Raw genomic sequence first — 12,579 nt, forward strand, 5'->3', positions numbered from 1 at the left:
TAGCATTAGAAAACAGTAAACATGCGTTTTCATTTTTCAATTATATATTTCTTGGAAACAATATTAAAACCGAAGATAGGCAAACCATTTTAGCACACGAGTTGCAGCATGTAAAAGAGAAACACAGTTTAGATTTACTGTTTTTCGAGGCCTTAAAAATTATCTTTTGGTTCAATCCGTTAATTTATATGTACCAAAAAAGAGTAGCAAGCTTACATGAGTTTATAGCAGATTCTAAAGCTGTTAAATCAAATAATAAAGCGCATTACTATCAAAATTTATTATCACAAGTATTCGATACTCAAAAGGTATCATTCATCAATCCATTTTTTAAACAATCATTAATCAAAAAACGAATCATTATGTTAAGCAAATCAAAATCAAAACAAATTCATTTAGTAAAGTATCTATTAGTGTTTCCAATGGTAATTGGGATGCTGTTTTATACGTCATGTACTAACGATGAAAAAATAAATGAAAGTGTAGAAGTTAATTCTGAATTAACAGAAGAAGAGTTAGTAGAAAAATATAAAAATGAAATAATATTACTAAAGCAAGAAAATAAATTTTATGATGATGGTAAAGACGGTTATGAAAAATTCTTATCAAGTGATAACAATAATTATCTTTTAACATTAGATGAATATGCTCGATCTAATGCTTTTATGTTTATGCTTTTTGAGGGATATATGACTTCTAAAGATAGTTTGGGCGAAATTGAACAATTAAAAAGCACTCAATTAAGGATGGAAGAATTACAAAATAGGACTTATGTTGATTATATAGAAAATAAAAAAACTCAAGAATCTATAGATAGATGGGAAAATTCTCCTCGAAATGGTCAACTAAGAAAGCATGTTAAAGATTTAGATAATATTACTGCTGAAGAACAAAAACTAATTAATAGTCAAGCAGAACAAATTCACAACGACGATTTTCTTCATAAACAAATAATTTCTGATGGATTAAGACATAAAGTAATTGGGTTTCAAAACAATTTAGTTAACAATCAAAAACCTGTTAAAAGTGACGAAATGTCTTTTGCAGTAATAGATGAGGTTCCAGTATTTCCTGGTTGTGAAGCTTCTTCTTTAAATAGTGATAAGAGAAAATGCTTTAGTGATAAAATTAATAATTTGGTAACTAAAAATTGGAACCAAGACCTTGCTAACTCGCTTAATTTAAAAGGAAAGGTAAGAATCTATGTAAGGTTTACCATTAATAAAGAAGGTGATATTACAAATGTTAAGTCTAGAACTCCGCATCCAGAATTAGACAAGGAAGCTAAAAGAATAGTAAAACTTATTCCAAAAGTTAAACCAGGTAAACATGAAGGAGACTTTGTTAATATAACCTTCGATTTACCAATAACATTTAATGTTAAAGAATGAGAAATTTTTTAATAATAGTATTAATACTAATAACGTTTAAAACCGAAGCACAGTCTTCGGTTTTAAAGGTTTCAGATAGTTTAATGGCGAATGGTAATTTTTCTAAAGCTATAGCATTACTTGAGAATAGTAACATTCAAAACAGAGCGTATAAATTAGCAAAAGCATATAATGCTATTGGTAATTACGATAAGGCTATTGTAAACTATAGAAAAGCGGTAGAAAGTAATAAAGAAAACAACTTGTTACAATACGAATATGCTAAGATTTTAAGTAAAGTTAAAAAGAACGAAGCAGCAGTTTTAATTTTTAAAAAACTTAAAAAAATAGATAGTACTAACCCAAATTACAATTACGAATTAGGAGTTGTTTTAGAGCGATTAAAGCAAACAGAAGAAGCACAAAACAATTTTAGAAGAACCTATAAGTTAGATAAAACACACCAAAAAGTAATCTATAAACTAGCAAAGTACAGTCTTAAAAATAAAGAGTATGAAAGATTAGACACATTAATTACTGTAGGTTTAAACAGTTATCCTCAAAATGCTGCTTTAACTAGTTTAAAAGCACAAAGTTTATATTTACTAAAGGATTATACTAAAGCCATTGTTTGGTTCGAAAAACTATTAGAACTTGGAGAGCAGAGTCAATTTGTGTTCGAGAAATTAAGCTATGCTTATAAAAAAGATTTAGAGTACGAAAAGGCAATTAAAAATTTAGAGAAAGCACTAATATTTCGACCTAATAACGCAGAAAACTTATACAAATTAGGTGGTTTGTATCAGTTAATAAATGATTATGATAACGCAGAGAAGTATATAAAATTATCAATACAGTTACAAGATGTTCCTTTAGATAACCAATACACAAAACTAGCTACAGTATATAATCGTTTACAAAAACCTCAAGAAGCGTTGGTGTATTTTAAAAAAGCACTTAAAGAAAATCCTAATAATGAAAGCGCGAAATTTTATACAATAACAACCAAACTAAGTTTTTATAAAGATTTGCAAAGTAAAATAGATTTGTTAGAAACATATATTAAAAACAATCCTAAAAGTAACTATGCAGCAATTGCAAAATGGGAACTCTCGAAGTTAAAGAAAGAGCAGTTTCTTGAAGTTGAAGACTAAAAAAAGCAAATTAAATATTGTATTTCATCGATAAAATAACCTTTTAGTCTTTATCAATATAAATTTTAGCTAGATTGTAGTTTTACTAAAAAAAATAAAATATATTTAGAATTAAAATAAAATTAAATGAAAAAACAATTACTATTTATTACTGCCTTTTTAAGTTTCATGGCTATATCATTTGCACAATCTATAGATTGTAAAAAAACCTGTATTGTAGATAAACTAGTCCATGAAGGTACTTATCTAGGTGTACAATTTGGAAGCCCTTGCGATAAAGAAACAAAAACAGATAAAGGTGTTATAATTTTAAAAGTTGTAGAAAATACAGCTGCTGCAGATAACGATTTTAAAATCTTTGATGTCGTATTAAAAATAAATAATACTGAAGTTAATAACAGAGGTCCAGTAATAAAATTAATTACATCTTATAATCCATTTGATACTGTTGAGTTTACTATTTTAAGAGAAGGAAGAACCATAACAAAAGAAGTGGTTTTAGGAGCTAGAACAACTAAGGTTGTGCAAGAAGAAGTATGTTGCGAAGAAACAGAGTCTTTATTAAACGAGAATAACGTAAGTATATTTCCAAGTCCAGCTGTAGAGAATTTAAATATTTCTTTTAAGTCTGTAATCCAAGACGATTATACGTTTGGTATTTATATGGCAAATGGAGTATTAGTAAAAGAATACACTAAGAAACTAGATTCTGGAAGTTTAAAAGAAACAATACCAGTAAATAATCTTGATGATGGTGTTTATGTTATTAAAATTAAAAATCAAGAGACTACTTTCTCAAAACTCTTTGTAGTAGGTAGAAAATAGTAGTTTTTAAAATATCTTTTAAAAACCGAAGCACAGTCTTCGGTTTTTTTATTTTTAAGATAATATATTGTACTTTTCAGCTTCAGTAAAAGCCATGCAAAGAGTATTCGTTTTTTTATTAATTATATGCGCAACATCTTGCGACTATTTTAATGCGAAAAAAGTAGCTTCAGAAGATATTTTAAAAGAAGAATTAAAAACAGTAGATTTTAACGTTGTTGATACTTATCCAACATTTTCTTATTGCGATATTTTTGAAACAAAAGCAGAAAAGAAAACCTGTTTTGAAAGTACATTATCTCAACACATAACGTCTAGTTTGCTAAACGAAACCATTGTAGTTTCTCAAGATATTACAGATACTGTGGTTTTAGAGTTTCAGATATCTGAAACTGGAGAACTAACGATAAAGCATATCAGTTTAAATAAGACTACTGAAACCGAAATTCCTGAGATAAGAAACATCATCTCTAACAGCTTAAATACTTTACCGCAAGTATTTCCTGCTATAAAACGTAATCAGCCAGTAAAGACAGAGTTTATGTTACCTATTGTTATTGCAGTGAACTAAAACCTAATAGCAAACTTTTTCATTAGTCTTAAAATTTCAACATACAACCAAACAATGGTTACAAGTAAGCCATAGCAAGCCATCCATTCCTTATATTTTGAAGCTTTGTTTTTATAACGTTCTATATAATCGAAATCTAATAAAAAAGACAGCGCAGCAAAAGTAGCAGCAACAATATTAAAGCCAATAGCTATCCAACTGGTTCCCCAAATAAAAGACTGAATACCAAAAAAACTTAATATCCACGAAATAATATAGACAAGAAATATTGCAGAGCAAACAGTTATAATAACGCTCTTAACTTTTTTTGTTACTACTATTATTCGTGTTTGATATAGAAATAGAATAGTAAAAAAGGTAACCAAAGTAACACCAATAGCTTGGTAAGGCATTTCTGGAAACCTAGTCTTTATGTAACTTGTAAAACCACCAAGAAAAAAACCTTTTGCTATGGCATATAAAGGCACTAAAATATGAGCCCATTGTTGCCTAACAGATAATACAATACTAATAACTATTGCAGCTAGCATTCCACCTATTCCAAACCATCTAATATTTGTGCCATTAGAGTACATTTTCCAAATAAGTATGGTAATAGTAGTGGTAATAAACAGCATGGCTAATGTTTTTATTACAATACCAGAAACACTCATTTTTCTCTCTCCATTTCTATTTTCTGCCCAAAAATAAGAAGAGAAAACAGGATTAGACGTTTTTAAAAAAGACACTATAAGTTAAATTTATAACCAATAGCAAAATCAACAGGAAAGTTACCTTGGTTGTCTACAGATAAAGCAAAAAGAGAATCGTACACAAACGTTAAATAGCCATTGCCTAATTTAATATCTGCACCTATTCCAAAAATTAAAGCCGCATCAAAATCTGTGGTGCTATTCTCAAAAGCTATAAAGGAACCTGGAGTATTAGGATCTGGAATTGTAGTTGTAATATTTGCAGCAGTTAAGGTTGCAAATTTTGTTTGAGCGTAAACATTAAACTTAGCCTTACTAATAAAACGATAGCGATAACCTAATGCAAACTGTGTAGCAGAAAATTGAAACTCATCATTATCTGTTGTGTGTCTTACATTTAAAAAACCAGCATGTCTTGAATCTAAGTTGTCAGAAACTGCTTCTAGTTCTGTTCCAAAAAGTAACACTTTTTGGTTATTTGGGTTTAAGTTAAAGGGACTATTGGTAATACCTCCAAAAGCACCTAGCCTTAGTTTTATTTTAGACCTAGCAGCACTAGAAACATAATTAGAATCTAAAGCGCTATTGTGTTTTTCTATTAATGTTTTTAGACTGTAAGTGGTTAAGTTTACCTTAGAAACATCTATAGATGTTAAGTTTGAGAGTGTCGTTTTATAGTCTTCTTGATATTTATTGTTTGCGTCTTTGGTGTTTTTAAGCTCTGTAATTTTCCCGTCTTTTGTTCTAACAAAATAACGGTATTGCTCATTTATAGTATTCCAAAGTAAGTCTAAATCGCCTTCAACTTCAGTTTTAAGCTCTAAAGTTTCGTTAGCAACAGTGTAGGTTTGTTGTGCGATAGCGAAAGTGCTAATAGTAAGTAAACAAAAAAATAAAATGGTTTTTTTCATAATATAAGTAGATTGGATTCTAGGTAAAAGTAAATATTTTAACTGACTTATTTATTACTTATTAAAACTTCTACCTTTCCACTTGTATTTTGAGAATAAAGAAACAAAGGCAATATAGACGCTAAAGAATGGATATAAAACACTAGAAAAAATAAAACTAGACAAATAGTTTTCTTGTTCTAAGAATCTAATAGTTTTAAAAAGAAGCAGGAAATCTACAAGACTTTTTATAATAAAAATATATAAAATTGATTTATAATGCAGCAAGCCAAAAAGTACTAACACAAAACCACAAACCAAAACAGCATTCATTAACAAAACAATTAAGCCTACTATTTTTCCAAAAACAGAATTATAACTCGACGTTTTTGCAGCCCAACGTTTACGTTGAGAAATTAATGTTTTTAAAGTGGGTTGCGGTTTTGTTTTTACAATAGCAGCTCTAGATTTTAAAAAATGAATAGCCTCTTTGTTATGTTTAATCGCTTTTTGTAATAAGAATATATCGTCTCCACTTGCAATAGAGTCGTTACCATCGAAACCGTTAAGCTTTAAAAATAAAGCTTTGCTGTAAGCTAAGTTTGCACCATTACATAAAAATGGTTTCCCAATACCAAAACCACCAATGGTAGCGCCAATTAAACTTAAAAAATCTAAAAACTGAAAACGCTTTAAAAATGAATTTATAGTATGGTAAGTAACTGGAGCAACAACCATCTCACATTGTTTTTTTTGTATAAAACAGTCTAAAGTGTCAAGCCAAAATTTTGGTAATATACAATCTGCATCTGTAGTAACAATCCAGTCGTGTTCTGCTGTTTTTATAGCAGAAGTAATAGCATCTTTTTTAGGTGAATTAGAAGTTCTAATATTATTAATTACTCTAATATCAGTTCGAGTTGTTCCGAATATACTAGGTATTATATCGTTAATGTTTGAAATGATGTCAACCGAATCATCCTGCGAATCATCATCTACAAAAATAATTTCGTAGTGCGATTTAGGGTAATTTAATTCACTAAGAGAAGCTAGTAATTCTGGTAAATTTTCAGCTTCATTTCTAAACGGAATAATAACCGAGAATTTAGTTTCAACTTTTATGTCTTCGACTTTAAAATCGTCAATTTTATCGAATCCAAAAGCTAAAGCTAAGATTAATAGCAAATACAAAACAGTTATGATTGTAAAGAATAAAATCATGCTAAATCTTTTTGTTTATCGAATTTAAAATTAAGTACAAAATAACTTCCAAAAATACTTGGGAACACAAAATTTAGTAGCCACATTATGGTGATAATAGATAGTATAGTAAACTCATTAACACCTGCAAAAGAAAATAAATAAACAGCAACACTACCTTTAATAACCACATCGAAAATAAAAATTGTAGGAATTAAAGAGGCTAATAAATACATAGATGTAATAATTACCATCGCTTCAAAATAGTCTAATTCAACACCAAAAAGTAGTAACAAATAATAAAACTGAAACGAAAACACTAAGTAGCGTAACGTAGAAATTAAAAAAATAAATGCGCTAATTTTAAATGGTAAGTCTTTAATAAATTGCTTAACTTTTTCAATAGAAAAACCTTTAATTTTATATTTTTTTTGTTTTATTCCTAAGATAGAAAGTCCTATAAATACAACAATAATAATAAGCAATCTTGATACTTTATGTGTGCTAATTTCAATAGGATATAATTTTACAAATATCAAAAAACCTAAAGCGCCAAAAATAATAGTGACTAACATTTGCATTAGGTTACCAATTAGGTTTAAAAGTAAAATACGCTTTCTAAATAGCTTAGTGAAATAGATTGCTTTTGCACCATATTCACCAATTCGGTTTGGTGTAAAAAGAGATGCTGTAAGTGAGCCTAAACTTTGTTTAAGTGCATTAAAAAAAGATATTTTTTTAATAAAAGAGACAAGTCTCTGCCATTTTAAAATTTCTAATAACCAATTAAAAATGCTTAAAAGCAGTAAGAAAAGGATGTTTTTAGTTGAAAAAACGTTATTTTCATTCAAATAGCTGGCAAAAACAGAAAAGTCTAAAGAAGCGTTGTTTGCTAGCTTGTTATAAATAAAATAAAAAGCACCAACAACTATGCTTAATTTAATAAGTACAAAAAAGAATTGTTTAGTTTTGTATGATGGTGAACCCATTTTAACCTTTTTAATTTGCTAAAAAATTGTTGTTTTAAAGTTAAATTTCGTCTTTTTATAATTCCAGAACGATGCTATGCAATTAGAAAAAGTCTTCGTTAAACTTTAAAACTCCTAAATTTTCGCTTAAATTTAAAAAGTTAAAACGAATTCAAAACGTCTTGCAAAGCGCTATAGAACAGAGTTTGCAAAATAAACCAAATATTACACAATGAAGTCCAAATTTAATAACTATTGCCTTTTAGGCTTAATTTTAGTAAGTAGTTTAAGTTTCTCTCAAGAAGATACTAGTGTTTGGAGAGCTTTATTTGCGGTTGGTTTAAACAGCCCTTCGCAAGATGGATTAATAGAACCTTTTGAAACTAAAAGCACCAATTTCCCTACTATTAATTTAGGAATTCAACATATGTTTAAACAGCAATTTGGTGCTAGATTAGATTTTGGTTACAACCGTTTTTCTAATACGGATAATACTCCAGATTTTAAAGTTAATTACACTAGAATAAATGCACAGTTTGTTTACGATACTTCAAGATTAATGTCTTTTCTGTCACCAGAATTGGGCTTAATATTACATGCAGGACCAGGTTATACCAGTATAAAGCCACTAGATTTGTTTAGAGAGAATAAAAATTCTTATTTAAATGTTATGGCTGGAATAGAGTTTAATTATAGCATATCTAGAACAGTATCGTTACTCGTTGATGGCTCTTATATTAAAGGTTTTTCAAGTGATTTCGATCCAATTACAGATGGTGCAGGAAGTTTTAATGGAGATATGCTTACCATAACTTTTGGAGCTTCGGTGTCATTAATTAATTGTAGAACTTGTAATTAATGGCTGAAGAAAAAATAATTTTAGGCATCGATCCAGGAACAACAATTATGGGTTTCGGACTTATAAAAGTGGTTGGTAAAAAGATGCATTTTTTACAGCTTAACGAACTCGATTTAAAAAAATACAGCGACCATTATCTTAAACTTAAACTCATTTTCGAGCGTACTATCGAGTTAATAGACACACATCATCCAGACGAAATTGCAATTGAAGCACCATTTTTTGGTAAAAACGTGCAAAGTATGCTAAAGCTTGGTCGTGCTCAAGGTGTTGCTATGGCTGCAGGTTTATCTCGCGAAGTGCCAATTACAGAGTATGCTCCCAAAAAAATAAAGATGGCAATTACTGGAAGTGGTAATGCTAGTAAAGAACAAGTAGCTAAAATGTTGCAAAGCATGTTAGGTTTAAAAACCATACCCAAAAACTTAGATTCTATGGATGGTTTAGCAGCAGCAGTCTGCCATTTTTATAATCAAGGTCGTGTTGAGGTTGGTAAGAGTTATACTGGTTGGTCTGCTTTTGTAAAACAAAATGAGAAGCGCGTTAAGAAATAGTTTTGTCATTCCTGCGAAGGCAGGAGTCCACTTTTTAAATTTATACATGAAATATATTCTATCAATTTTATCGTTGTTATTTTTTTTTAGTTGTAAAACTGAAGAAAATAAAATTGGAGAATATCAAATATTCACAATGAAGTCTGGGCCAGAAAATTCAAGAACTATTGATTCAATGAAGTATAGAGTTTTTGTAGAAAAAAATAAAAGGATTTATGAATATAAATCATTAGAAAATGATAGTACATATTTTTTTAGGTTTGAAAAGAATATTAATAACGATAGTATTCTAACAAGGTTCTATGATATTGATTGCGAATTAATAGATAAAGTGGATTTTCAATTTAAAAATAAGAAAGTTTCAGTGTTCAAATATGCTTATGACTTAGAAGATATGGCAGATGAAGAAGAAGACTATTATTTTACAGAAGAGTATGGGTTAATTATGCTACAAAATATTGCATGGCTAAGATTTAATGTATTAATTAACGAAGAGGAGTTAAAACCTTTACAAGATTCAATAATAAATAACCATTATAAATTTAAATCAAGTATTCCTCCTCCAATTAAAATAGAATCTAAAAACTAAATGGCCGGAATCTATATACACATACCATTCTGCAAGCAAGCTTGCCATTACTGCGACTTTCATTTTTCAACATCTTTGAAAAAGAAAGATCAGCTTATTTTTGCTATTGCTAAAGAGATAGAGCTTAGAAAAGACGAGTTTAAAAATATAACGGTAGAAACCATATATTTTGGTGGAGGAACACCAAGTTTATTGTCTGTTAACGAATTAGATTTTTTAATCGATACAGTCTACCTACATTATAAAGTTTCTGAAAATCCAGAAATTACGCTTGAAGCCAATCCAGACGATTTAACTAATAATAAAATAATCGAATTATCTAAAAGTCCAGTTAATAGACTGTCAATAGGTATTCAATCCTTCCACGAAAAAGATTTAAAACTCATGAATCGTGCACATAATTCTTCCGAAGCAAAACAATGTTTAGAAAACGCTACCAAATATTTCGATAATATCTCATTAGATCTTATGTATGGTATTCCGTATGCAACAAATCAAGAATGGGAGCAAAATATAGATATAGCTTTAAGTTTTAATGTAAACCATATTTCTAGTTATGTATTGGCAGTTGAACCTAAAACGGTATTAAAAAGCCTTATAGAGAAAGGCGTTATTGATAATGTAAATGATGAACAAGCCGAACAACAATATCATATTCTAACAGACAAATTAGAAGCTAATAATTATATTCATTATGAACTTTCAAGCTTTGGAAAAGAAGGCTTTTTTAGTAGGAATAATTCGGCGTATTGGAAAGGCAAACATTATATTGGTATTGGTCCTTCGGCACATTCTTTTAATGGAAAAGAACGCGGTTGGAATGTTAGTAATAACACAAAATACATTAAGGCAATTCAAAATAATACGTTACCAATAGAAAAAGAAACCTTAACAAAAACAGATCAATATAATGAGTATGTAATGACAAGTTTGAGAGCTTCTTGGGGAATTTCAATAGAAAAAATAAGAACAGATTTTGGCACTACTTTTGAAACCTACTTATTTAAGCAAGCTCAAAAATACATAGATGAACATTTATTGTATATTGAAGATAAAAAATTAAAAGTAACAAAAAAAGGTAAGTTTTTAAGCGATGGTATTGCTTCAGACTTATTTCTGCTAAACTAGTTCAGCATAAATGATTACAACAATTCAAATAAATTCTAAAAAAATTAAAATAGATTTATCTAAACCTTTAGACATTTCTATACCATTGCGCGCTTCTAAAAGTAATGCAAACGCGTGGTATATAGACGAACCTAAAATAGAACCAGTTATAATAGATAATTGGGTTGCCAGTGTAAAAGAAGGAGCAGATGTAAATTTTAATAACATCTATTTTAATCCACATGCACATGGTACGCATACCGAAAGTGTAGGACATATTACCGACAAATTTTACAGTATTAATAAGTGCTTAAAACGATTTATGTTTACTGCAGAGGTTATTACTGTGGCACCAGAAACTAAAGGTGAAGATGAAATTATCTCTAAAAAGCAGATTAAATATTTATTAAAAAGAAAATCTCCCGAAGCTATTGTAATACGAACAATGCCTAATACTAAAGATAAAAAAGCGAGACAGTATTCTCATACTAATTGGCCATATTTAACAGAAGAAGCAGCACAATTTATTCGAGAAAAAGGGATTGCACATTTATTAATAGATTTGCCAAGTGTGGATAAGGAAAAAGACGACGGACAATTATTAGCACACAAAGCCTTTTGGGATGTTGAAGGGAAAATAAGAACTGAAGCGACAATTACAGAGTTTATTTATGTGCCCAATAAAGTGGAAGATGGTAGTTATATTTTAAACCTTCAAATAGCACCTTTCGAGAACGATGCTACACCAAGTAAACCTGTTTTATACAAGATAGAATAATATGGAAATAATTTTTGCAATCATATTTGGCGTAATATCTGCTTTAGCTGTATCGACCTACATTAAACACATTCAAACTAAAAAATTAGCGCAAACACAATCTGTTATTCTTTTAGATAAGATTAAAAAAGTATGTAAAATTATAAGTGTTGAAGGCGATTTTGCTGAAATATATCATTATGAGGATGTAAAAGAACGTTTTTTAAAACTAGTGTCTAGTAGAAAAAAAGCACTAATTGTTATAGACGCGAAAGCACACGTAGGATTCGATTTATCTAAAATAGATATGGTAGCTAATCCAGAAAATAAAAAGGTAACACTAAAACATTTTCCGCAAGCGGAAATACTCTCTATAGAAACAAACTTAAAGTATTACGATAAACAAGATGGTATGTTTAATAAGTTTCAAGCAAACGATTTAACTTCTCTGCATAACCAAGCGAAACTTCATATTAGAGAAAAAGTGCCACAAAGTGGTTTGTATCAAATTGCACAAAAAGAAGCTCTAGATTCTATTTTATTAATTGAAGGTATTGTGCAAACTATTGGATGGGAATTGGATTATTCTGCATTAGAAATGAAGGGAAATAGTATAAAAGAATTAGAAAAGTAATTCTTTTATTCTTAATAAAAATTTCATTTTTGATAAAAAATCATTACTTTTAGTGCGAAGAATGTATTTAACCTATATGTTTTTTAGATTATTATTATAAAATTAGTTTTAATTCTTACTAATGTAGATTTGCTATTATGAATAAATTTTTACAATATATTAATGAGATTTTAGAGAGTTTAGATATATATACAAATTCTAAATCCAATAACATTAAATCCTCAACAAGGAAGCAATCAAAAAATAAATATATAAAAGAGAATTAATTTTTTATATTTATTTTATGAATATTGAAGACATTAGAACTTACTGTTTAAGTAAACCACATACAGAAGAAATATTTCCTTTTGACTTAGATACTTTAGTCTTTAAAGTAGCAGGAAAAATGTTTGTCTTAGCACCATTAAGT

Annotated in this window: 14 protein-coding genes and 1 pseudogene; 11 read left to right on the forward strand and 4 right to left on the reverse strand. The window is 28.9% G+C overall.

All coding sequences use genetic code 11. The features are described 5' to 3' along the window. The 4 genes from Q0C58_RS09470 to Q0C58_RS09485 form a co-directional block, all read left to right on the forward strand. Nucleotides 1–1,391 (forward strand): M56 family metallopeptidase (locus Q0C58_RS09470; protein ID WP_290700589.1); only part of this gene is annotated, 1,391 nt, incomplete at its 5' end. Further along, complete coding sequence (locus Q0C58_RS09475; protein ID WP_290700591.1) at nucleotides 1,388–2,524, forward strand: tetratricopeptide repeat protein; 1,137 nt, start codon at nucleotides 1,388–1,390, stop codon at nucleotides 2,522–2,524. The genes Q0C58_RS09470 and Q0C58_RS09475, both read left to right, overlap by 4 nt. Nucleotides 2,525–2,650: 126 nt before the next feature. Next, nucleotides 2,651–3,349: a PDZ domain-containing protein gene (locus tag Q0C58_RS09480; protein ID WP_290700593.1), complete on the forward strand. Its 699-nt coding sequence runs from the start codon at nucleotides 2,651–2,653 to the stop codon at nucleotides 3,347–3,349. Nucleotides 3,350–3,443: 94 nt separating this feature from the next. Beyond that, nucleotides 3,444–3,920 carry a hypothetical protein gene (locus Q0C58_RS09485; protein ID WP_290700595.1) on the forward strand — a complete coding sequence of 159 codons (477 nt, stop codon included), beginning with the start codon at nucleotides 3,444–3,446 and terminating at the stop codon, nucleotides 3,918–3,920. Here Q0C58_RS09485 and Q0C58_RS09490 read toward each other — a convergent pair. From Q0C58_RS09490 to Q0C58_RS09505, 4 genes are read right to left on the reverse strand one after another with little or no spacing between them, the layout of a single operon-like run. Continuing rightward, entirely contained in the window at nucleotides 3,917–4,648 is a 732-nt protein-coding gene (locus Q0C58_RS09490) for a Bax inhibitor-1/YccA family protein (protein ID WP_290700597.1), read from the reverse strand. The two genes, Q0C58_RS09485 and Q0C58_RS09490, sit on opposite strands and share 4 nt — an antisense overlap. Next, the gene (locus Q0C58_RS09495) at nucleotides 4,648–5,523 is read right to left on the reverse strand and encodes a hypothetical protein (RefSeq protein WP_290700599.1); all 876 of its coding nucleotides are present in this window, start codon (nucleotides 5,521–5,523) and stop codon (nucleotides 4,648–4,650) included. The genes Q0C58_RS09490 and Q0C58_RS09495 overlap by 1 nt, the downstream gene beginning before the upstream one ends. Nucleotides 5,524–5,577: 54 nt before the next feature. Then, entirely contained in the window at nucleotides 5,578–6,723 is a 1,146-nt protein-coding gene (locus Q0C58_RS09500) for a glycosyltransferase (protein WP_290700601.1), read from the reverse strand. Then, a complete protein-coding gene (locus tag Q0C58_RS09505; protein ID WP_290700603.1) occupies nucleotides 6,720–7,691 on the reverse strand; it encodes a lysylphosphatidylglycerol synthase domain-containing protein in 972 nt (323 codons plus the stop codon). Before Q0C58_RS09505 ends, Q0C58_RS09500 begins: the two co-directional genes overlap by 4 nt. A gap of 211 nt (nucleotides 7,692–7,902) precedes the next feature. Between Q0C58_RS09505 and Q0C58_RS09510 the strand changes: the two genes are divergently transcribed. The 7 genes and pseudogenes from Q0C58_RS09510 to Q0C58_RS09540 all read left to right on the forward strand — a co-directional run. Then, on the forward strand, nucleotides 7,903–8,529 hold the full coding sequence (locus Q0C58_RS09510) for an outer membrane beta-barrel protein (protein ID WP_290700605.1): 627 nt from the start codon (nucleotides 7,903–7,905) through the stop codon (nucleotides 8,527–8,529). Then, the gene (gene ruvC / locus Q0C58_RS09515) at nucleotides 8,529–9,083 is read left to right on the forward strand and encodes a crossover junction endodeoxyribonuclease RuvC (protein ID WP_290700607.1); all 555 of its coding nucleotides are present in this window, start codon (nucleotides 8,529–8,531) and stop codon (nucleotides 9,081–9,083) included. Before Q0C58_RS09510 ends, ruvC begins: the two co-directional genes overlap by 1 nt. Nucleotides 9,084–9,129: 46 nt before the next feature. Continuing rightward, nucleotides 9,130–9,672: a hypothetical protein gene (locus Q0C58_RS09520; RefSeq protein ID WP_290700609.1), complete on the forward strand. Its 543-nt coding sequence runs from the start codon at nucleotides 9,130–9,132 to the stop codon at nucleotides 9,670–9,672. Further along, complete coding sequence (gene hemW, locus Q0C58_RS09525; RefSeq protein WP_290700611.1) at nucleotides 9,673–10,800, forward strand: radical SAM family heme chaperone HemW; 1,128 nt, start codon at nucleotides 9,673–9,675, stop codon at nucleotides 10,798–10,800. 10 nt (nucleotides 10,801–10,810) lie between these two features. Beyond that, the gene (locus tag Q0C58_RS09530; RefSeq protein ID WP_290700613.1) at nucleotides 10,811–11,557 is read left to right on the forward strand and encodes a cyclase family protein; all 747 of its coding nucleotides are present in this window, start codon (nucleotides 10,811–10,813) and stop codon (nucleotides 11,555–11,557) included. 1 nt (nucleotide 11,558) lies between these two features. Continuing rightward, nucleotides 11,559–12,170, forward strand: coding sequence for a DUF4230 domain-containing protein (locus tag Q0C58_RS09535; protein WP_290700615.1), 612 nt, complete (start codon nucleotides 11,559–11,561; stop codon nucleotides 12,168–12,170). A gap of 283 nt (nucleotides 12,171–12,453) precedes the next feature. Continuing rightward, nucleotides 12,454–12,579 (forward strand): annotated as a pseudogene (locus tag Q0C58_RS09540) (MmcQ/YjbR family DNA-binding protein); the annotation flags it as partial.

The sequence above is a fragment of the Lacinutrix sp. genome, assembly GCF_023299985.1.
In the GTDB taxonomy this organism is placed as follows: Bacteria; Bacteroidota; Bacteroidia; order Flavobacteriales; family Flavobacteriaceae; genus Lacinutrix.